The 22,536-nt window shown below is 41.3% G+C and carries 14 protein-coding genes; 11 read left to right on the forward strand and 3 right to left on the reverse strand.

Annotated elements, in window-relative coordinates:
- The 5 genes from dnaA (at position 1) to DLE54_RS00025 (ending at position 8,210) form a co-directional block, all read left to right on the forward strand.
- Positions 1-1,413, forward strand: a complete 1,413-nt coding sequence (gene dnaA, locus DLE54_RS00005; protein ID WP_011959298.1) for a chromosomal replication initiator protein DnaA — start codon at positions 1-3, stop codon at positions 1,411-1,413.
- A 260-nt stretch (positions 1,414-1,673) separates the two neighbouring features.
- Positions 1,674-2,849 (forward strand): DNA polymerase III subunit beta, encoded by a 1,176-nt coding sequence (dnaN, locus tag DLE54_RS00010; protein ID WP_011959299.1) that lies wholly within the window; start codon positions 1,674-1,676, stop codon positions 2,847-2,849.
- A 295-nt stretch (positions 2,850-3,144) separates the two neighbouring features.
- Positions 3,145-4,524 (forward strand): DNA replication/repair protein RecF, encoded by a 1,380-nt coding sequence (gene recF / locus DLE54_RS00015; RefSeq protein WP_110815839.1) that lies wholly within the window; start codon positions 3,145-3,147, stop codon positions 4,522-4,524.
- Between the two features lie 243 nt (positions 4,525-4,767).
- Positions 4,768-7,422, forward strand: a complete 2,655-nt coding sequence (gene gyrB / locus DLE54_RS00020; RefSeq protein WP_110815840.1) for a DNA topoisomerase (ATP-hydrolyzing) subunit B — start codon at positions 4,768-4,770, stop codon at positions 7,420-7,422.
- Positions 7,423-7,622: 200 nt separating this feature from the next.
- Positions 7,623-8,210: a manganese efflux pump MntP family protein gene (locus DLE54_RS00025; protein WP_011959302.1), complete on the forward strand. Its 588-nt coding sequence runs from the start codon at positions 7,623-7,625 to the stop codon at positions 8,208-8,210.
- A 232-nt stretch (positions 8,211-8,442) separates the two neighbouring features.
- Here the strand turns inward: DLE54_RS00025 and rlmF are convergent, their stop codons facing one another.
- Positions 8,443-9,426 (reverse strand): 23S rRNA (adenine(1618)-N(6))-methyltransferase RlmF, encoded by a 984-nt coding sequence (gene rlmF, locus DLE54_RS00030; protein WP_110815841.1) that lies wholly within the window; start codon positions 9,424-9,426, stop codon positions 8,443-8,445.
- Between the two features lie 484 nt (positions 9,427-9,910).
- Here rlmF and DLE54_RS00035 point away from each other — a divergent pair, with 484 nt between their 5' ends.
- The 3 genes from DLE54_RS00035 (at position 9,911) to DLE54_RS00045 (ending at position 15,951) form a co-directional block, all read left to right on the forward strand.
- Positions 9,911-10,717 carry a crotonase/enoyl-CoA hydratase family protein gene (locus DLE54_RS00035; protein WP_110815842.1) on the forward strand — a complete coding sequence of 269 codons (807 nt, stop codon included), beginning with the start codon at positions 9,911-9,913 and terminating at the stop codon, positions 10,715-10,717.
- A gap of 216 nt (positions 10,718-10,933) precedes the next feature.
- Positions 10,934-11,881: an AEC family transporter gene (locus tag DLE54_RS00040; RefSeq protein WP_110815843.1), complete on the forward strand. Its 948-nt coding sequence runs from the start codon at positions 10,934-10,936 to the stop codon at positions 11,879-11,881.
- Positions 11,882-12,243: 362 nt separating this feature from the next.
- Positions 12,244-15,951, forward strand: coding sequence for a P-loop NTPase fold protein (locus DLE54_RS00045; protein WP_110815844.1), 3,708 nt, complete (start codon positions 12,244-12,246; stop codon positions 15,949-15,951).
- Between the two features lie 131 nt (positions 15,952-16,082).
- Here the strand turns inward: DLE54_RS00045 and DLE54_RS00050 are convergent, their stop codons facing one another.
- Together DLE54_RS00050 and DLE54_RS00055 are read right to left on the reverse strand one after the other, a co-directional pair.
- Positions 16,083-17,537: a PepSY-associated TM helix domain-containing protein gene (locus DLE54_RS00050; protein WP_227535694.1), complete on the reverse strand. Its 1,455-nt coding sequence runs from the start codon at positions 17,535-17,537 to the stop codon at positions 16,083-16,085.
- 547 nt (positions 17,538-18,084) lie between these two features.
- A complete protein-coding gene (locus tag DLE54_RS00055; protein WP_110815846.1) occupies positions 18,085-18,948 on the reverse strand; it encodes a DMT family transporter in 864 nt (287 codons plus the stop codon).
- Positions 18,949-19,135: 187 nt separating this feature from the next.
- Between DLE54_RS00055 and DLE54_RS00060 the strand changes: the two genes are divergently transcribed.
- From DLE54_RS00060 to DLE54_RS00070, 3 genes are all read left to right on the forward strand, one after another.
- On the forward strand, positions 19,136-20,557 hold the full coding sequence (locus tag DLE54_RS00060) for a PLP-dependent aminotransferase family protein (protein ID WP_227535333.1): 1,422 nt from the start codon (positions 19,136-19,138) through the stop codon (positions 20,555-20,557).
- Positions 20,558-20,750: 193 nt separating this feature from the next.
- A complete protein-coding gene (locus tag DLE54_RS00065) occupies positions 20,751-21,203 on the forward strand; it encodes a GNAT family N-acetyltransferase (protein ID WP_110815847.1) in 453 nt (150 codons plus the stop codon).
- Between the two features lie 47 nt (positions 21,204-21,250).
- On the forward strand, positions 21,251-22,402 hold the full coding sequence (locus tag DLE54_RS00070) for a MalY/PatB family protein (RefSeq protein WP_110815848.1): 1,152 nt from the start codon (positions 21,251-21,253) through the stop codon (positions 22,400-22,402).
- Positions 22,403-22,536: the final 134 nt, after the last annotated feature.

The following is a 22,536-nucleotide window of genomic DNA, read 5'->3' on the forward strand; positions in this document are numbered from 1 at the left end:
ATGTCAGATAGTTTGTCGTTGTGGGATAGATGTCTTAATGACTTAAGATATCAGCTCAAAGAAAATGAGTTTACGATGTGGCTGCGTCCACTTTCAGCTCATATCATTGGGGATAAGCTAGAGTTGCTTGCTCCAAACCAGTATTTTGTCTCCCACGTACAGCAGCATCATTTTGCCGCAATTGAAGTATTGGCTAAGCAGCATAGCAATGGCGAAATACGTCAAGTTGTGATTCAAGTGGAAAGTAGCGTGCACTCTGGTGGGCAGACGAAAGCGGGTCACACTACCCTAGCCAGTGCGCAAAATGGCCCTGTGGTGATGAGTGCTCAACAAAATCTGCAAACTCAAAATGAAGAGGATGCCGATGCCGCCCAAATGGCGTCAGATAAGTCACTTAGTTATATCAATCCCTATTTTACTTTTGAGACCTTTGTCAGTGGTAAGTCTAATATGCTGGCTTACAAAGCCTGTCAGGAGCTTGGCAAAAAACAATCGCAGAATCGTCATAACCCGTTGTTCTTGTACGGACCTTCTGGTCTCGGTAAGACGCATCTGATGCACTCTGTGGCACATCGATACTTGAAAATTGGTAAAACGTTTTACTATTTTTCTTCTGAGAAGTTTATCAATCAGCTGGTCTATGCACTACGTAACCAGAAGATTGAAGAGTTCAAACGTAAGATTAAACGGGTGGACTTGTTGATTATTGATGACGTACATGTGTTGGCGGGCAAAAATAAATCCAGCAATGAGTTTTTGTCGTTATTTGCTGATTTTATGGTTGAGGGCAAGCAAGTTATCCTAGCTTCAGACCGTCATCCGTCACAGATGACAGAGTTTGATGAGCGATTTCGCTCACGTTTTTCATCAGGGCTGGCTGTGGCGATTGAGCCGCCTGAGATGGAAACACGCATGCAGATTCTGCAGAAAAAAGCTCATCTATCAGGGGTTGATCTTCCCAAAGAGTGCGCTTTATTTATTGCTCAAAACGTGGTGTCGAATGTCAGACGTTTAGAAGGGGCATTAAACCAAGTGGTGGCCACAGCCAACTTGACCGGGAATCCCATTGACCTTGACATGGTGCAGTATGCACTAAAAGATGTGATAGCCATTCGCTCGCAAGCGGTAAGTATGGATAACATACGTAAGGTGGTGGCGGAGTACTATGATGTGTCGGTCAAAGACTTGATGAGTAAAAAACGCACCCGTAGCATCGCGCGTCCTCGTCAAATTGCCATGGCTCTGGCTCGGGAGTTAACCAAAGACAGCTTCCCTGATATTGGCCAGTCTTTTGGCGGTCGTGATCACACCACAGTCATGCACGCCTGTGATAAGATTGCTCAACTGCGTAGCGAAGATCCGGTGTTGGATAAAGAATATAAAGCCTTATCTATGACTCTACAGGCGGGATAAGATTACAATCTGGCCTGACTTCAGCCTTATTTAGTCGCTGGGGCAGGGGTGTTTGTGGTGTGTACTTTGTTATTTGGGTATACTAACAGGTCACTATTAATGGCATTGATCTGGTTTTTTTTGGTATTTATAAAACATGCCATAACCCGTTATTTACAGTTTATAACGGCATCCTTGTGTCATAGTGAGTGCTAAGCTTTATAATCAATACTAAATTGGCTATTAACTTATATTAAGACCCCATTAAAGAGTCCTATATTATGCAACTGTCTATCAATCGTGAACTGCTCTTAAAAGCCATTAATCTAATTGCTAAAGCAGCAGACAAACGCCATAACATGGTCGTTTTGGGTAACATTAAACTAGAGGTTACTGAGCAGCTACTGATTTTGACGGCCTCAGATCTAGAAGTAGAGCTGAGCGCACAAGTTAAGCTTGGTAATGGTGCCACAGGTAGTATTGGTGCGACCACGCTGCCGGCATCTAAATTACATGAAATCTGTAAGCTACTGCCTAAAGACACCATGATTAACCTTGCAGCGGAGAGTAATGAGCGCTGCGTGATTAATAGTGGCAAAAGCCGTTTTGTACTGGGCACATTGCCAGCTGCAGACTTCCCAATATTGGGTAATCCGGCCAATATTACGCCGCTCACCTTAAGCCGCAATGTGCTGATGGATCTTATGGCTAAGACGCAGTTTGCGATGGCCATTCAAGATGTTCGTTATTACCTTACCGGTATGTTATTTGAAGTGTCGCAGCGTCAGCTCACCACGGTTGCCACAGACGGTCACCGTTTGGCTTTGGCTCGTAGTGTTATTGAAGTGGCAGATGACTTTAGCATGCAGGCTATTTTACCGCGCAAAGCAGTTATTGAGCTTGAGCGTTTGGCCAATGAGCTGGGTAAATTAGTGGGGGGTAATGATGGTAACCTCACCTTAAGCTTTGGCCGTGAGTTCTTACAAGTAAGCCTACCTTTTGGTAATGTGGACAGCACAGGCCAGATTGATGACTCAGTACGTGTGACCTTTACGGCACGCTTAATAGATGGCAAATTCCCTGATTATCGCCGAGTTATGCCTAATAATACTGATAAAATAGCACTGGCTAATAAAGAACAAATGACCGATGTCTTAAGACGGGTTTCTATCTTAAGTAATGAAAAGTCGCGCGGGGTTATTTTTAAATTCTCGCAAGATGGCAATGTCGAAGTACGTGCCAATAATGCTGAGCAGGATGAAGCAGTCGAAGCCTTACAAGTAAAATATCAAGGTGCCCCGATTGAGTTGTCGTTTAACGCAGCCTATTTACAAGATGTACTCGATGTCTTAGGCGGCGATGTGCAACTACACATGAGTCAAGCTAATAGCTCTGTATTGGTAAATCAGCTCAATGACAGCCAACACCAATATGTCATTATGCCCATGCGTATTTAACCGCTTATGCTGTCCCATACTATTAAAAGCTAATGCCATAATAAAAAAGCAAAACTTAAGGTTTTGCTTTTTTTATGGGGATAAGCTGTGGATAACTTTTACTAAAACTATAGTTAGTAATTACCGATTTGATTTAACATAATCTTATGGCAAGGATGTTTTGACATTATGTTAAATACAATATGCATATTTAAATCGCAATGATTGCTGTCATAATGCTAACTATGGCTGGCTTAAAATAAGTCAGGCTATTTACGACTCTATCGATATCTATTCATAGCTTGAAGGTTTTTTTATGCTGACGCAACTGAGCATTCATCAATTACGTAATTTGCATTCCGTTAATATCAAAGTCGGGCAGTGTAACGTGTTTGTGGGTGCCAATGGCAGTGGTAAGACTTCTTTACTAGAGTCATTGTATCTGCTATCGCGGGGTAAAAGCTTTCGTCATCATCAGCCCAAGCGTTATATCTCACATCATGCTGCGCACGCCACTGTCCATGCCAAGTTTGCCAATGGCAGCAGTATGGCCATCCAAAAGGCGCAAGATGCCAGCACCATTCTGCGCTTAGATCAGCAGACAGTATATGTACAAAGTGCCTTGGCTAAGCAGTTGCCAACCTTGCTCATTGATCCCTCATCGATGGATGTGCTTGAAATAGGTAGCAGCAGTCGTCGTCAGTTATTAGACTGGATAACGTTTCACGTGAAACCTGGCTTTCATGCACAGTGGTTGGCTTACCAACGTCTATTAAAGCAGCGCAATACTATTTTAAGGCAGTCTGGGTATTTGTCCGATTATCAAAGACAAGAGTTGGCAGCTTGGGACAAGGGGTTAGCCAATCATGCCGCTTTAATTACTCATTATCGCCATGAGGCATTTGAGGAGTGGCAGCCCTTATTTAATCAATTAATTGAGCAGTTGTTGCCAGATTACGCTCCTTTTATTCAACTCAGGTTCTCTGCCGGATACAACACGGATCTGCCTTTAGATGAGTTATTGCAGCAGCGTCTGGCGCAGGATTTTCAGACGGGTTATACCCGAGTTGGCTGTCATAGAGCAGATATACAGGTGCTTTGGCTTGAAGATGCACAGGCGAGACAGACCGCACAGCAAGCTGCTGAAACATCGGGTATGGCCCAGACTGCTGCTCATTCCAATATTCATTCTCATGCTGACATAAAGTTATCCACAGACCTTGTGGATAATATAGAGGATGTGAATAACTGGGAAAATGAGACCGCTTATGCATTGACAGGTAACGTGCGAGAGCAGGCTGCTAATGTATTATCACGTGGTGAGAAAAAGTTGTTAATTACCGCACTTCGCTTGTCTCAGCTACCTTTACTATCCACAAAACTATCCACACAGTTATCGCTCACTGAGTCTGCCGCTGCGGCAGACACTGTTATAGGCTCTAATAGCACCTCTGAAGACCAACCATACCCTTCGGCTTTAAGCGATGCCATATTACCTGTGGTCTTACTAGATGATATCACTGCTGAGCTGGATGAAAGGGCGCTGAGTATCTTGCTTAAGACGCTCTCTGAGTTGTCGTGCCAGATATTTATTACCAGTTTGGATGGCGATATTATGCCGCAAATTAAACAGTATTGGCCGCAGGCGCAAAGGTTTCACGTGAAACAAGGGCATATAAAAAAAATGACTGAGTAAAGGGTGCTTAACCCTACAGTTTACGGCAATTGACGCCTGTACAGTGCATGCTTTTATGACTAAAAAATGCTATAATAGTGAATAAGTTTTATACTAAATTTATTGGCATAGTGACCCTAGTATTTGGCAAGATTGGACTGCCAAAACTGAAGATTAGAGAAGGTTGACAGGTCAGCTATAAAGCCACGACGCCATTTGAATTGCTGATACTCTCAGCATTGCCGTTTTAGGAAAGGATATAACATGAGTGAATCAAACCATAATACCGAGCAAGCGCTAGTACAAGGCTTGCCTGAAGGGGTCGATGCCACAGACTTACCAGCAGGTGCAGAGCCAGAAGAATATAGCTCAAAAAATATTCGAGTATTAAGAGGCCTTGAAGCTGTACGCGTGCGTCCGGGAATGTATATCGGGGATACTGATGACGGTACTGGCTTACACCACATGGTGTTTGAAGTAGTCGACAACTCAATTGACGAGGCATTAGCAGGGCACTGTGACCAAATCGATATCATCATCCATGAAGATGAATCGGTCAGTGTGATGGACAATGGCCGTGGTATTCCTATCGATGTGCATCCTGAAGAGGGCGTGTCGGCCGCTCAGGTCATTATGACCGTGCTGCATGCCGGTGGTAAGTTCGATGACAACAGTTATAAGGTGTCAGGCGGCTTGCACGGTGTAGGTGTCTCAGTAGTGAACGCCTTATCCAAAAAGCTTGAGATGAATATTTGGCGTGAAGGCCACCATTATCAGCAGACGTATAGCGATGGCGTACCAGATAGCGATATTCAAGAATTAGAAAAAACCAATAAGACAGGTACTCAAATTCGTTTTTATCCGAGCCCAGAGGTATTTACCGGTACCGTATTTGACTTTGATATTTTAGCCAAGCGTTTACGCGAGTTGTCATTTTTAAACTCAGGGGTTCGCATTGTGCTAACCGATGAGCGTACAGACAAACAGCATGTGTTCGAGCACAAAGGTGGGCTATCGGAGTTTGTGGCTTACATCAATTCTGGCAAAGAAGGCCTAAATGATGTCTTTCATTTTGTCAGTGAGCAAGAAGACGGTATCGTTGTGGAAGCGGCACTGCAGTGGACAGATACTTATAATGAAAAAGTGCTGTGTTTTACCAACAACATCCCACAAAAAGATGGCGGCACTCACTTATCAGGTTTCCGCTCAGCCTTAACCCGTTGTCTAAATAGCTATATGGACAATGAAAAACTGGTTAAAAAAGAAAAAGTGAACACCACAGGCGACGATGCGCGTGAAGGCTTAACCGCCATTGTTTCGGTCAAAGTACCTGATCCTAAATTCTCAAGTCAGACCAAAGACAAGCTGGTATCGAGCGAAGTAAAATCCGCTGTTGAATCAGCGATGCATGACAAGTTTAATGACTACTTGCTTGAGCATCCAGGTGCGGCAAAATCTATTGCCAATAAGATTATTGATGCGGCCCGTGCTCGTGATGCAGCCCGTAAAGCACGTGAATTAACGCGTCGTAAAACCACTTTAGACATCGCTGGTCTGCCCGGTAAACTGGCTGATTGCCAAGAAAAAGACCCGGCATTGTCTGAATTATATATTGTGGAGGGTGACTCAGCAGGTGGTTCTGCCAAGCAGGGTCGTAGCCGTAAGACTCAGGCTATTTTGCCGCTTAAAGGTAAGATCCTAAACGTTGAGCGTGCCCGTTTTGACAAGATGTTATCCTCTGCTGAAGTCGGTACGTTAATCACCGCGCTAGGCTGTGGTATTGGCCCAGAGGAGTACAATCCAGATAAAGTACGTTATCACAAAATCATCATTATGACCGATGCCGACGTGGATGGCTCACACATTCGTACACTGCTTTTGACCTTCTTCTTCCGTCAAACACCAGAGCTTATCGAACGAGGCTATGTCTATATTGCTCAACCGCCTTTGTACAAGGTAAAAAAAGGCCGTCAAGAGCTGTATCTAAAAGATGATGAGGCGCTCAAAGCATATCTATTATCCTCGACGATTGATGAGATGAATCTACACATTAGTGAAGATGCACCAGCCATTACCGGTCAAGCCTTAGAGACGTTATTAAACGATTATAACCAAACACAACTGGTGAAAGCACGTTTGCAGATTCGTTATCCTGCAATATTGCTCGATGCTTTGACTCATGTGCCTAAGCTGACTACAGACATGACTTACGACTTCGATTCCATGACTGAGTGGAAGCAGCAGTTGCAGGCTCAGCTAGAGCACTTCGGTAGTGATTTGCGCCCCTCCATTGAGCTTGATAACATCCATGCGCCGCGCACAGATGAGCTGTCTGAAGCGGCTAAAGATGCCAACAATCAGTTTAAATTTAAAATCGGCGCAAAAGTAGACAGCCCGAATAGTGATATTGAAGATGCCGAAGTTGTGGAAGGTCAAGACAGCGACATGCTATCAACCAAGCCGCAGTGGTTGCCTCGTATTACCATTTACGTGCATAACTTGGCACAGCATTATCTGCTTGATGCCGGCTTCTTTAATTCAGGCGAATACGCACGCTTGATGCGTCTGTCAAAACAGTGGAATACGTTGCTGACAGAGTCCGCCTTTATCCGCCGTGATACCACAGCTGGTGGCACCAAAGATACTCTAATTCGCAACTTTGATCATCTATGGCAACAAGTGATGCAAGAAGCCCGTCGTGGTCTGTCTGTGCAGCGCTACAAAGGGCTGGGCGAGATGAACGCCGACCAGCTTTGGGATACCACCATGGATCCTGAGAACCGCCGTATGTTAAAGGTCACCATTGAGGATGCGATTGCCGCTGATCATTTATTCATGTGCTTGATGGGCGATGATGTAGAGCCGCGCCGTCAGTTCATTGAAGAAAATGCCTTAACCGTTACCAATCTTGATATCTAAACGCTTAGTAGTTAAAGCCAGTAGTAGTCAAGAGAATGGACAACGTATAACGACTTAAATCACTAATAAAAAAGTCATCTTGCTAGCAAGGTGGCTTTTTTGTTTCACGTGAAACATAAGTTTTTTATTCTCTGTTTTTAGTTGGTTTTTACTTTTCAGCTATAATAGCTGCCGTTGCTGAGTGCTTAGGAAATTAACCCATGATTGACGTTCTATTTTTGGCCATTGCTTTAGCAATGGATGCGTTTGCTGTGTCTATTGGACTGGGGGCAAAACAGGCCAATACTGCCTTTTCAAGCGCAGCAAAGGCAAAGTCTATGTTATTAAAGCTGGCACTGATGGCAGCACTTTACTTCGGTGTGGCTCAGGGCGTGATGCCTTTGATTGGCTATTTATTGGGATCAGCTTTGCTTGGATGGTTGGCCTCCGCAGCCCCTTGGATTGGCTGTATTATCCTCATTGGTCTGGGCGCAAAGATGCTATATGAGGCCATACAGGGTGACCATGAAGAAGAGGAGCTCGGGCTAGATGACAATCAGAGCGTGGATCATAAACTGATGGGCACGATGGCGATTGCTACCAGTATTGATGCGATGGCAGCAGGATTTACCTTAAACTTATTAGCCGTCAATGCTTGGCTGGCCTGCTTAATTATAGCGCTTGTGACCGCTTTATTTAGCTTCTTTGGGGTATATTTAGGCCGTCAATCAGGAACCTGGCTTGAAGATAAAGCGGAAGTCGTGGGCGGTGTGGTGCTGATTGCCATTGGTATCAAGATGGTTTTATAGCTATCGTCGGCGAACAACTAAACAGTTACGGTGTTAACCTCGCTAAACCTGCATTTGTAGACCTTACGCTCGGTTGCCTTGTCACCATTTTAGACTTCTTTGACTATATAAAGTGGCACAGTATAAAGTAGCCAAGTATAAAGTGGTTAGCCTGTTAATAATAAAAAAGAGCCTGCGTCATAACGCAGGCTCTTTTTTGGTTTACAGTGTCATCAGGTAAGTTGTTCCAGCCTTATTTAAAGCGCCATGCCAAAATGCGGCTGGCTTTTTGACCATGCTGCATATTAATGGTCTTGATTTGTCTGGCGCCTACTTTGCGCAGTAAGGCGTCAAGCGGCTTTAAGTTCTCGGCACGAGACACTAAAGTGGTGAACCAGTTAACTTGCTGAGCATAGCCCACGCTCTCATTGATCATACGACTAATAAAGCTAAATTCACCGCCTTCGGTCCACAGCTCTGCGTTTTGACCGCCAAAGTTTAGATTGTTTTTGGCATCAGCAAACTTGTTGGCTTGGCCATTGGGGTTGCGGCGGGCACGGTTTTTTTGCAGTTTGCTTTGTTTGCGATTATTGGCATTCAACACGTCTTGCATTGATCCGTGAAACGGCGGGTTACACACAGTGATATCAAAATAATCGTGTTCACCGATAATGCCTTTAAAGATATTTTTTGGGTTCTTTTGCTGTTTGACAGTGACCAGTTTTTTTAGATTGGGATTAATCTCACAAATGGCCTTGGCGGTATTAATAGACACAGGATCAATATCGGTGGCGGTGAAGTACCAGCCATAGCTTTGACTGCCGATAATTGGATAAATTAAGCTGGCACCGGTGCCAATGTCTAACACATGTGGTTTTTTGTTCTCTGAACCACTGTTGTTATTGTTAAGTAAGTCTGCTACTTGATGAATATAATCGGCACGGCCAGGAATAGGCGGGCACAAATAACCTTTGGGTAAATCCCAGTATTTAATGTTGTAATGATGCGCCAATAACGCTTTATTGAGGGTTAATACCGCATCGGCATCCGAGAAGTTGATCGTCGCCTCACCGCTCGGATTGGTAATGGCATGTTTTTTAAGCTCAGGTAAGGCTTTGATAAGCTTATCAAAATCATAACGACCTTGATGCGGATTGCGCGGATGTAATGTGCTGGCAGCAGGCTTATTAGCAGGTGTAGGGCGGGTGGTATTTTTTGGCGTTACAGGGTGTGTCATAGTCGTAAAAACTTATTCATGTGAGGGGTGGATAATTAAAATAGATAGGCAATGAAACCTGAGGGTATAACGGTGATGAACCAAGATAGGCGATAAAAATAATAACTGGCTATGGTTAATGTGTGTGAAACCTCTAAAACCCTTATTTATCAAGGCTTGCAGAGGTATTTAAAGCTGTGGATAACTATTTTTATAACAAAAAATCATCAATTAATGATTTAAAATTTATAATAAAATCAATATCTTGCGTTTAAGGTGTTTTCTTTAAAAAGTTTACAATATTAAGCTGTTTTTTAGTTTTGGCAATCTTGCCGCTAGTTTAACAGGTTTGGGGCAATAACATCGCGCTGAAACTCAACAAATTACATATCTGCGAGGTTTGCTAAGCCTTGTACATAAGATTATAGTGAAAGAGATGCTCGCTTGAGCTAAAAACAATACGAGCTAAATGCCGTCATCTATGATTTATAAAAGGATAATAATAATGAGCAATAATAGTCAAAATAATGCCCCATTCACTCGTCTCACTTATCAACAAGATAGCCACATCTGCCTAATCGGTCTGAACCGAGTCGATAAGCGTAATGCTTTTGACAGCCATATGATTGCCCAGTTATCAAAGGCACTAACTGACTATGAAGCCGATAGTGAGCTACGCTGTGCGCTCATCTTTGCTCATGGCGAGCACTTTACCGCAGGTCTGGATCTCATGGAGCTACAAGACAAGCTTGATAAAGGAGTGTTTGCGTTTGATGAGTCTCAAATCGATCCTTGGGGCATCAGTGGCAAGCTGCGTACCAAGCCTGTGGTAGTGGCAGTACAAGGTACTTGTTTCACGGCGGGTATTGAGCTGATGCTAAATAGCGATGTGGTGATCGCCAGTGACGACTGCAACTTTGCCCAGATGGAAGTGCAGCGCGGCATCATGCCGTTTGGCGGGGCGACGGTGCGTTTTGTGGCGGCAGCAGGTTGGCAAAAAGCCATGCCATATTTATTAACCGGTAAGCCCTTTGATGCCAATACTGCTGACAAATTAGGTCTGGTGAGCGACGTGGTACCCAAGGGTGAGCAGTATAACCGAGCCTACGAGCTGGCAACTGAGATTAGCAAGGCGGCACCGCTAGGCGTGCAAGGGGTATTGGCATCTGCATTAGACGGCGCGCGCAATGGGGCAGACCGTGCTATGGCCAATATCCACAGCTTTTTACCGCCCTTATTTGAGTCGGAAGATGCCCGTGAGGGCGTGATGGCGATGGTTGAGCGCCGTGAGGCCAACTTTAAGGGACGTTAAGCCCCAAGCCGCCCTTTAATGCTTTGTTTAAAAAGCAGGGTTCAGCTAATTGGGTGGTATCAAGTTTGGCTTGAGTAGACCAAAAATAGACTAAAAATAAACCAAATAACACTGCCCTGGTTTTGAATAAAACCATGGCGAACTGAGTCGATTATCATCAATACCGCCTTTGAGCGATCTGTATTTCTATCCTGCCGATAAGAGGCAACCTTATATATGTTGGATATTATTAACATCACCGCCCCTATTTTTATCATTATCGCGCTGGGTTATTTAACGGTAAGATTGAAGGTGATTGACCCCAGGCACGCCAAAGGCATGGGCAGTCTGGTGTTAAAGATTGCTTTGCCAGCTTTGGTGTTCAATGCAATTGCTGATATGCCCTTTGAAGAGGTGATACGGCCATATTATCTCATTATTTATGGGCTTGGCTCGCTGCTGGCCTTTGTCATCGGTCTGATGCTGACCAAGCTTATTTGGAAACAAGACAATGTTTCTGCTGCGCTGAATTCTACAGCGCTATCCTTCTCCAACAGTGCTTTTATCGGTTATGCCGTTGCGGCTATGGTTGTTGGCTCAAGTGTTGCCGCCAGCTATCTATCGATGGGCGTCATTATTGAAAACCTACTGATCCTGCCGATGCTGTTTATCATGGCAGAGCTGAACGGAAATTCTGGTAAGTCATTGGCCGGCGTGTTGTTAGGTATCGCCAAAAACTTTACCCGTAATCCGCTGATTATCTCTATTGTGGTCAGCATTGTGTTTTCTATCTTTCGTCTGCCTATCCCCTCAATAGTGGCTGGAACCATTAAAATGCTTACGGGTGCGGCCGCTCCTGTTGCGCTATTTGTGATTGGGATGAGCTTGTATGGGCTTGAGCTAAAGGGTGATTTGCCTAAGATTACTACTATTGGCCTGGGTAAGCTGATTGTGCATCCATTGATGATACTGCTGGCCATCAGCATGATATCAGGCGGTAGCTTACAAGATAACTATGTCGCTATGCTGTTTGCCTCAGCCCCCGTATTTTCGACCATTGCTATTATTGGTCAGCATTATGGTCTGGTCAATCGTATGTCTGCCATCGTGATTGTCTCCACCATTGGCTCGTTTTTTAGTATGAGTGCGGTGCTGATTTATTGGAAGATGACGATTGGGTTTTAAGGTGTGACAGGGCGGTTATTAATCAGATAAATAGGTAGGGAGCCAATCCCGCTTTTCGCTGCTATCTGTCGTCTTAAGTGGGGCGATGCGCTAAGGTTTGGCGCGTCGTTTGCTTTGCGCGCCACGCAAAACCAAGCTTATGCAGCCCACTTTAGCCACCAGTATATCCGCTTCAATCGGGGCTAAACCACTCCTACGGCGGGGTTTGCAATGATAATCATAGACCCAAACGGTAGAGTATGCCCGTTAAACTTATGCATAATATAAATTTGTATCTCGGAAATAGTCGTTAATATAAGTAGTATTAATTTGTTATATTGGAGGTGACAATCTGATTAGTATTGACGGGAAAAACAAAGAAAATGCAGAAGACAATATTTAATCATAAAATTACTATAGATAAAGTCAGCGATATAGATACAGCGAATGCACTAGAAGTTCACCCTTTATCGCCTATGAAGAACTTAGATGAAGGTGATAATCAAGAAAGGTATATTGAGTATGAGAACAGACTAATATCAGCTCTTAAACATGACGATATATTTAATATTGCTATTACTGGCACATATGGTTCAGGTAAAAGTAGTGTCTTAAGTACTTTCAAACGTAGATTTAAAGACACCAACCAATGGAGGTTTTTAGATATATCACTTTCCACATTTCAAGTTAATGAAAAAGATGAAAATGCTAAAAGTACTAAAACGACTTTAACAGATGAGCAAATCCAACTAATCGAGCGAAGCATCTTACAGCAATTCTTTTATGCTGTTCCACAAGATAAAATCCCTTTTTCTAGATTTAAAAGAATTGCACCTGATAGCAAGATAATTCAGTTTATATCTGTAGCAACCTTGATTTTATTTATTGTTAGTGGCCTTGTAGTCTTTAATAAAGTTGATTTTATTGAATTAATATACCCTACTCTACCATTATGGTTACCTAAAGCATCTCTTTGGGTGTTTTGTATTTGTTTCCTGATAATCGTCTATAGAGTCCTTAGTACGACATATGAGTTATCAGAAATTAAATTAAATTTCCATGACTCTGAGTTCAACATAAAAAGTGATAAAGAGAAATCCATTTTAAATGACCATTTGGACGAGATACTTTACTTTTTTGATGCAACCAAAAAAAATGTAGTCATTATTGAAGACTTAGATAGATTCGATAATAATGAGATTTTTATTAGGCTGCGAGAGCTTAACGCTATTATTAATAAGTATCGCTCACAAAAAGTAGTCTTTATATATGCTATTAAAGACGACATGTTCAAAGACAAAGAGCGCACTAAGTTTTTTGAATATATTTTACCAGTTATTCCAGTTATTAATCCTTCAAATGCTTTTAACTGGATACAATCAAATTATGAAGAAGTGGCATCCAAGTTAGATAGAAAGTTTCTAAGAAATATTTGTATTTACTTTGACGATTTACGATTAGTCAAAAATATTTTTAATGAATATGAGCTTTATTCAAAAAATTTAAAAGAGTTGAATTTAGATAGAACAATGCTCTTTTCTATTATTGTATATAAAAATAGATATCCAAATGACTTTTCGGAGCTACATAGCAATCATGGCGAAGTCTATAAAGTTTTTAATAGCTATAAGCAAAATCTAATTTCAGAACATACTAAAGATTTAAAGAATCGATTAGATGAAATTGATGCCGATATTGTTAATTTAGAAGCCGAAAATATCAATAATATTGAGGAGTTGAATAGTATCTATTCTGGGGCATTAATTTCTTATATTTCAGAGGAAATTAATGAAGAGTATAAGAGGGATCTAACCTTTACAGTACAATCAGGTGATAATGAATTTAAAATACATGAAGTAAATTCTACTACCTTTTTTGAAAGCACCATGGAAGAAGGTGCATTAAAGTATAAATTTCATAACCCAAACTTTCATAGTAGGCAAGAGAATAAGCCAATTAACTTTAAAGAAATAGAAAAACGAGTCGATACTAATCACACATACGAACAAAGACTTAAGAAAATAACAGATAAGATAGAGGGGAAAGTTAAGAAATTACATAAAGAAAAAATCGATATTCTTAAAAAAATCAAAACCATAAAGCTAAAAAAAATATCTGATTTTAGAGATAACGATGATTTATTAGAGAAAAAACCTATACTGAGGTTTTTGATTATTAATGGTTACATTGATGAAAGTTATGCTAAGTACATATCCTATTTTTCTGATTCTGACATAACGTTAGATGAACAGAATTATCTAATACAAGTATCAGAGCAAAGAGAACCTATTTTTGATATCAAGATTAAAAATCCTAAGGTAATATTAGAAGAGTATATAGATTCAGAAAGGTTGATATTGCAAAGCTCATTAAACTTTCAAATCCTAGATTATTTATTAACACATCAAGATTTTACTTATCACCTAAATGCATTACTGGAAAATATATGTAATGGAACATATGAGTCTTTCGAATTTACGAGCCATTATTTACAAAGGCGTAAAAACTTACATCTTTTCATCCCTTTAGTATTGGCTACTAAAGAAACTACCATTGATGATCTAGAAATAGGATTTGATAATGAAGACTCATATTACAATCTAACTCAAATAATTAATCATCTACCTTTAGAGCAACTAGCAGAATCAGATTATCTAACTCGAAGACTAAAAGAGATATTAGAGGATTATTCCAGTTATATAAAATACATCCTAGACTGCTTTAGCGGAGAGGAAGATGAGTTCAAAAAATTCACCGATATTATAAAGCCTAAAATTACAAGACTTGAATATACGCCTAACCATTCAAAAATCATAAACTGGCTAGGTAGTAATGATTATTTAACCGTCAGTATTAAGCTTTTGGGAGACGTCATTAATAGTTTATACCCTGTCATAGATAAAATAGTTAATGAAGAATTACTTCAAGAATTACAAAAGAAACCTTTTACTTTACTTAGTAAGTTAACAGATTCATATCTGCCTTCGCATTTGTGGTCAAATAACTTAACAGTATATGTTGATGTTTTCTTAGATAACCTAATTGAAGGCGAGTATTTTGAAGAGTCAGAAGATATATATATTCAGCTGTTGAACTCTGAATATATAAGTCCTAATCAGTCTGATGAGCTTATGAAGGCTATATCTACTAAAATTACAGATATAACAGAAGTTAACAGTGACTTACATGGTAAATTATTCGAATATAATGTTGCGAGAGCTAACTGGGATAATATAGTCACCTATTTTAAAGAAAATGAAGACACCCTAGTTGATGTTTTGATTAAGTTTATTAATCTTAACTCTGATTCTTTAGCTCAAAAGTATCAACATTTTAAAAATAGTGCTGAAAATGATATAGAGCCTGTTCGCTCCATTGAGTTAGCCTTAATTAAATGTAACGAATTGGAGGATATTGCATATAAGAACATACTAGGTTCTTCAGATAGTACATGGTTAAACATTGATATTTCAAACCTTAATGAAAGTAAAGTTTTGTTTTTAATATCTAATAGCTTATTTGGTTTGAATAGTACTAACTGGCAATCTATAGTTAGTCGCGAGAATGGTGAGATGCGCAATCTTTATATCGAACATTATATATCTTCTATTATGGATGGAGATTTACTTGAAGAGTTAGAAGCAACAGACTTTAAAACTATTCTATTATCGAAGTTAATAGATAAAGAGCGAAAACAAGATTTTATAGAGAAAAATATAGATAGAGTAATAAATATTTTAGATACATTAATTAAATATATTATTGATATTTTTGGTGATAAGCCATTACCTGGTGAATTATATAATCATATTCAAAACAGCTCAGAATCAGAAAATATTCGCTACTTGTTCTTAAAACAGAAGGATAATCTAAGTAATAATGATATCCTGAAATTACTGCCTTTGATGGGAGCGCCTTTTAACGAATTAAACTATGATGACAATAATAAAACAAAATTTAACGTTAGTATTGAAAATAAAGAATTACTTAAAGCTCTACAAACTAGAGGAATCATTATCAGCTTTGGTGAAGATAAAGTTAAAAAACTGGGGTACTACGAAACTAGATTAGATAAAAGGTTAAATAATTAACTCGAGTATATTATTTTTTGGGGGTATCTCCCTCCTATAGGTGAATCTCCCTCAACCCCATCAAAAAAGCCATCCCAAACATTTATTTGAGATGACTTTACACACATTTTAATATCTTGAATAAGTCAGTATTACTTTAACAACCGCTTGAGTCTCGATGACCGTGACACAATCACAAAATCTATCAACGCAATAGCGATAATGGAGAGAATAGCGGCTGGGAATAAAATAGCGATGACCAACAGCAATAACGAAAAGCCCCAAAGCGCAGGGCCGTTGCCAAAGGGTGGTGGATTTAAAGACAGCGCTTCTGATTTTGAAGGGCGGCGAATCCACCACAGCACATAACCACTGATGCAAATGATAATGACCGATAAACAAAACAGCACATTGGCCAACACGCTAAGCCAGCCCAGTGTGCCCATATGGAGCGCGATACCTGCGGCCATAAATTTGCCAAATAAGTTGTAATCTTTAAAGCGAATGTCTGCCAGCACATTACCAGAATAACGGTCGATATGTACCGTACGATCGGCGAATGGATTGTCCATATCATAACTCATCGAGTCCTGACTCAATGTCCAAACCCCTGTATCACCCTGCGGTAGATTCAACTGATAACGACCTTCAAAGTCAATCTCACGAGCATATCGATCGACCGTATCGATAGTAATCGGTACGCCTGATGCAATCCCTGCGTCGCCTAAAGTGGTGCCAGATTTTGGCATGGGCGTCAGCTCCAATACCCAAGGTACCTCCTTAGTGCCACCAGCATTTAATACCTCGCCATGCGTGTGAGTCGTCATATCGTCATGCTCATCATGATTGGCCTGACCATGCACATGCGGTTTGGGCGCACTCATCGTCATTGGCTGTGCTGGTGCATCGGGATTAATCGATAGTGGTGTCGGCTCATTGCCCCATTTGCCTGCGGGAAATTGACTCCATGCTTGCACCATTTTGCCGCCCCAAATCCCAGCCCAAGCCAATCCTGTTAAACAAAAAAACAGCAAAACAACAGCGACCCAAGACCCAAGGGTTGCGTGAATGGTACGAAACAAATTGCGCTTTTGCTTAGTATTTATTGTATTGGGAATCAGCATTTTGCGCACTGATTTGCGTTTGTGCCACCAAAGATAAATACCCGTTAGGATAAGCAGTATCGTTAACGACGCCGCTGTCTCTAATATAAAGTCATCGATTGGTCCTATTAACAAATCGCCATGAATCCGCTCAAACAAATGATAGAGATGACCATCACTTGCCGCCGTGCGGACGACTTCGCCATTGTAGGGATTGATTGCCACAAAATTATCGATGTCTTGTGCTTTGATTTTAAATAGGGCAACAGTGCTGTCAGTTTGAGGGGCGATGTACTGGGTAAGACTGCTGTGAGGGAGGGTATCTAGTGCGTGTTGAGCCTGGGTGGATAAGGGCAGTGGCTCATTGGCTTGAGACTCGACGCTTATTCTGTCATTAAATCGCCCTGTGGTGAGTGATATGATCATCATTGCTAGGCCAGTACAGGCTAAGACAATTAAAAAAGGAGCGACGAACATCCCTGCGTAAAAATGCCAACGCCAAATCGTAAAATATCTCTGCTTATCTTTATGTAAGTCGTTATTCGTTCTTTTCTTCTCTTCTCTTCTCGTTCATCAAGCGTCCTCATAGGGCAGATGGCACAGTCGCATATGACATATTTGCAATGGCGTTATGCTGCTCACCAAATAAACAAGGTCTGGTCAGGATTACTGTGATAACCCTGACCAGACCCAGTCCTTGTGCATAATGTTGTATGAGTGGTTGTATGACTATAAATTAGAATACTTTTAGCGATTGATATATTGCTGCATTACTACATTGCCACGCTGTGAAAGCCCATCAATTAACAACTGACGGTGGTGTATCGCATCTGAAAAAGCGTTTATATTATAAATGCAATTATCAATTTTGCTATCTTTTATTAATGGGTTTGGTTTAATAAGCCATTATTTTTATTAACTTATTTAATAGTTTTATGCTTAAAGCGATACTCAATTTTATAAAAGTTAGTATGTTAACTATTAGTACGAAGGCGAATAATATCAGTCAGTTAATGCTGATTGGTATTTGGTTGAGCTGAGGGTTATTGTTTTATGCAGCATATCTCTTAGCCCCTGCCACGCAAATAATAGCGCCAATCGTACTCACTATCATACTTACACTCACAGTTTCATGCAGTAGTATAGACGCAAGCATTAACCCCATAAAAGGTTGTAGTAATTGTAGTTGACCAACCGCAGCGATACCCCCTTGCGCCAGTCCACGGTACCAAAATATAAAACCGATAAACATACTAAATAATGATATATACGCAAGGCCTATCCATCCTGACAAAGTAACGTTAGCGACACCATCTGGACGAGTGTATAGTGCCAAAGGCAACATGATAGGTAAGGAGATAATAAGTGCCCAACTAATGACTTGCCATCCGCCAAATACTTTGGTTAGCCTTGCGCCTTCTGCATATCCGAGGGCGCAGGTGACAACAGCACCTAACATAAAAATCCCGCCCAATAATGAACTATGACCTTTGCTGAGGGCCGCGAAACTGGCAACACACGCACTGCCTAATAAAGCAAAAACCCAAAAAACCATCGGTGGCCGTCTATCGCCACGTAAAACAGCAAATATAGCGGTTAGGAGAGGCAATATACCTAAGAAAACGATAGCGTGTGCGGAGGTGATATGTTGTAGTGCCAGTGCGCTTAATAAAGGAAAGCCAACGACCACGCCAAGAGCGGTCACAATAAGAGACGCGAGATGTTGTTTAGTTGGTATTCTTTGCTTTAAGGCTATTAGTACTATTGCTCCAATAAATGCGGGAATAGTTGCTCGCACAGCGGTTAAAAATACAGGATTAAAATCCATAACCGCAACCCGAGTCGCAGGTAGAGAGCCTGCAAATATGACCACACCGATAAAGCCGTTAATCCATCCTGCCGATATTTTGTTCATTATAAAACCTCATAGCTTTTTAATAGGTTCAATTACAACAAAATTAGGTGAGATAAACGACAGACAATATAATACAATTATGAGTAACTGTTTGGTATCAATATCCCATACAGTTTATATTTTGGTTCGCTTATTTAAATATTAAGCGCATGGTTTCTCCTCTTTTAGGCTTGATAGAGATCAAATAATGACGTCAGACACAAATCTTAAACCAACGCGTACCGAACAGATCATGATGGATGTGAAACAAAAAATAGCCACAGTGATCTATTTACCCGGAACGCGTCTACCGTCAATACGCTCCGCAGCAAAAAGTCACAATGTTTCTCCATCAACAGTAGCAGAGGCTTATGAGCGCTTGGTTGTTGAAGGGGTTATTTATTCAAAAGTTGGGTCTGGTTTTTATGTGGCAAATAGCTCACAGCCGTTATCCTTATCAGAGATGGAGCCTAATCTAGATAGAGTGGTTAATCCATTATGGATATCTAGGCAGTCGTTAGAAATGGGTGATGGATCAATGAAGCCTGGCTGTGGTTGGTTGCCTGCTGATTGGTTGTATGAAGAAGGAATGCGCCGAGGGTTGCGTCAAGCAGCCAAAGCTGATTCGCGTGTGATCGGAGAGTATGCGACGCCTTTAGGGTTGCCTGAACTAAGACAATATGTCGTACGGCGTATGTCAGGATTGGGGATTGAGTCAACGCCTGAACAAGTGATGCTAACGGCATCAGGAACCCAAGCGATTGACTTGATTTGTCGGTATTTGTTATCAGCAGGTGATACTGTTGTGGTTGATGATCCTTGTTATTTTAATTTCAATGCCATGCTACGGGCACATCGGGTCAATATTGTGAGTGTGCCATATACCAAATCTGGACCTGATATTGATTCGTTCAAGTCGGTAATATCAGCTCATAAGCCACGCTTATATATTACTAATGCAACCATCCATAACCCGACAGGCGCGACATTATCTGCCAGTACAGCGTATCAAGTACTTAGGCTGGCACAAGATGCTGGTCTGTATATTATTGAAGATGATATTTTTGCAGATTTTCAAGTGAACGATATTAAAGCACATCCTGCAGCCAGACTGGCCACACTTGATGGTTTGAAAAATGTGTTTTATATCGGTAGCTTCTCCAAAACAATTTCGGCATCTTTACGCTGTGGATTTATAGTGGCGGATAAAGACTTAATAGATGAATTGGTCGATTTAAAAATTGCAACGGGATTTAGTGGCAGTCAGTTGGCTGAGTCCATTATGTTATCGATCTTGACTCATAAGGGTTACAGTAAGCACATACAGACACTGCATAATCGTTTGAATCAAGTTCGCAAGCATACAGTTGCACGATTGGGTAAGTTGGGTATTGAACCTTGGTTGATTCCACAATCTGGAATTTATTTATGGTGTCGTCTGCCTAAGTCACTTAGTGCATCAAAGCTTGCTAGACAAGCTTTGCATCATAATCTTGTACTGGCACCCGGCAATGCCTTTAGCCATACACAAAGCTGTGATGGTTTTATGCGCTTTAATATTGCTCAATCGATTGATCCTGATATCTATAAAGTACTAGCGCGGGTGATTAGAGAGTATGAGAGTGAGTAGATATTGATTAGCTTAAGTGAAATAATCCAAACCTGAAAATAACAAAATACTATTAAATGAAAGGTAGCAAATTCGATTTAAGTTTACGACAAGTCGACCGAGTGTAATTACTTCTTGAGTAAGCTTAGCAAGGTAAACGCTATAGTAATTTTAAAATGGTTTTATTTTACTCCTCAACCAAAAGGCCAACCCCATGACCATCCGTCAAATGACCCTCGACGATTACGAGGCTGTGTACCAATTATGGATAAATACACCCAATATGGGTTTAAATGATGTGGATGACGCCAAAGAGGGTATCGCTCGTATGCTCAAACGCAATCCAACGCTAAGCTTTGTCGCAGAAGTTGAACGAGAAGAAAATACCCAAATCGTCGGTGTGATTATCGCAGGAGAAGATGGGCGACGCGGTTATATTTATCATACTGCGGTGGATGTGGCTTATCGCAATCAAGGCATCGGCGAGGCACTGGTTAATCATGTAATGGATGCGATGAAGGCATTGTCTATTAGCAAAGTTGGGTTGTTTATTTTTCAGCGCAATGAGATTGGTAATGGCTTTTGGGAGCGATTGGGCTTTGCTGTGCGTGATGACTTATACTATCGTAATAAAGCAATTATCGAGCTTGAGCGGATAGATACTTAAAGCACTTAAACATAGACACAAGTGACATTAACTACGGGAACCCCACCATGCAGTACAATTTCGATGAAGTAATCGACAGAAACAACACCGGCTCGCTCAAATGGCATTATGAAGATGATACCATTCCATTGTGGGTGGCTGACATGGATTTTAAGGCCGCTCAGCCTATTTTAGACAGTCTACAGCAGATTATTACGCATGGCATTCTTGGGTACACCAAACAAACCGATCGCTTATATCAGGCGATTATCAATTGGCACAGTAGCCGCTATGGTTTAGAGCTTGAGGCCAGTAACATTCTGTTTTCGCCCGGCGTGGTTCCCAGTATTGCGTTACTGGTCAATTTGTTTACTGAGGTGGGCGATGCAGTACTGATCAATGATCCGATTTATGCACCATTTGTGGCCAAGACCAAGCTAAATGGCTGTAAAGTTGTCAGCTCGGCATTACAAGAGGTCAACGGGCGTTATGAGTTTGATTTAGAAGACATCGAAGCCAAAATCAAGAAGCATAAAATTAAGCTGTTTTTACTGTGTAATCCGCACAATCCGGGCGGGCGAGTATGGACCAAAGATGAGCTAAAAGCGGTGCTTGAGCTGTGTAAAAAGTATCAAGTTGCCATTGTCAGTGATGAGATTCATCAAGATCTAACCCTAACTGGTCATACCTTTACCCCGTTTTTAAATTTGGCATCAGGCTATGAGCACATGGTGGTCAGCCTAACCTCGATGACCAAAACCTTTAACATTGCGGGTATCAAAGGCTCGATGATATTTGCAACAGACAAAGCTTTATTAAAACAAATCAGCAATCAGCAGCGCTTAAACGATGAATATGAGCTAAATATGTTTGCCTATAGCGCCATGCAAAGTGCTTATGAGCAGGGCGGTGAGTGGCTTGAGCAGGCGCTGGCTTATATTGAAAAAAATATTGAGTTAACGGTAGATTATCTGGCCAAACATTTGCCCGATATAAAGGTGATGCGCCCTGAGGCCTCCTATCTAATTTGGCTGGATTGCTCAGCTTATGCTGACGACAATCAGGCGCTATATGACAGCTTACGAGATGCTAAGGTCGAGCTCAATGCTGGTATCAGCTATGGTAATGAAGGGCATCTAAAAATGCGTATTAATGTGGCTTGCCCAGAGTCGGTATTGCTTGAAGGCTTGGCGCGGATCAAACAGGCACTAAATCATTAAAGCAGTTGCAACATGAAATAAAAAGCGGCGGGATTCATTGATGAGTCCCGCCGCTTTGGTTTTAGACGATTTACAAAGGCACTGTCTCTGGCTATCTGGCTCTGGCTATCTGACTAGCTGACCAATAATTGTAG

This window comes from Psychrobacter sp. YP14 (genome assembly GCF_003209315.1).
Taxonomy (GTDB): Bacteria; Pseudomonadota; Gammaproteobacteria; order Pseudomonadales; family Moraxellaceae; genus Psychrobacter; species Psychrobacter raelei.

Bases quoted from the DNA above. Each gene is read 5' to 3' on its own strand.
- dnaA (WP_011959298.1), top strand. From the start codon at position 1: ATGTCAGATAGTTTGTCGTTGTGGGATAGATGTCTTAATGACTTAAGA.
- dnaN (WP_011959299.1), top strand. From the start codon at position 1,674: ATGCAACTGTCTATCAATCGTGAACTGCTCTTAAAAGCCATTAATCTA.
- recF (WP_110815839.1), top strand. From the start codon at position 3,145: ATGCTGACGCAACTGAGCATTCATCAATTACGTAATTTGCATTCCGTT.
- gyrB (WP_110815840.1), top strand. From the start codon at position 4,768: ATGAGTGAATCAAACCATAATACCGAGCAAGCGCTAGTACAAGGCTTG.
- DLE54_RS00025 (WP_011959302.1), top strand. From the start codon at position 7,623: ATGATTGACGTTCTATTTTTGGCCATTGCTTTAGCAATGGATGCGTTT.
- rlmF (WP_110815841.1), bottom strand. From the start codon at position 9,426: ATGACACACCCTGTAACGCCAAAAAATACCACCCGCCCTACACCTGCT.
- DLE54_RS00035 (WP_110815842.1), top strand. From the start codon at position 9,911: ATGAGCAATAATAGTCAAAATAATGCCCCATTCACTCGTCTCACTTAT.
- DLE54_RS00040 (WP_110815843.1), top strand. From the start codon at position 10,934: ATGTTGGATATTATTAACATCACCGCCCCTATTTTTATCATTATCGCG.
- DLE54_RS00045 (WP_110815844.1), top strand. From the start codon at position 12,244: ATGCAGAAGACAATATTTAATCATAAAATTACTATAGATAAAGTCAGC.
- DLE54_RS00055 (WP_110815846.1), bottom strand. From the start codon at position 18,948: ATGAACAAAATATCGGCAGGATGGATTAACGGCTTTATCGGTGTGGTC.
- DLE54_RS00060 (WP_227535333.1), top strand. From the start codon at position 19,136: ATGACGTCAGACACAAATCTTAAACCAACGCGTACCGAACAGATCATG.
- DLE54_RS00065 (WP_110815847.1), top strand. From the start codon at position 20,751: ATGACCATCCGTCAAATGACCCTCGACGATTACGAGGCTGTGTACCAA.
- DLE54_RS00070 (WP_110815848.1), top strand. From the start codon at position 21,251: ATGCAGTACAATTTCGATGAAGTAATCGACAGAAACAACACCGGCTCG.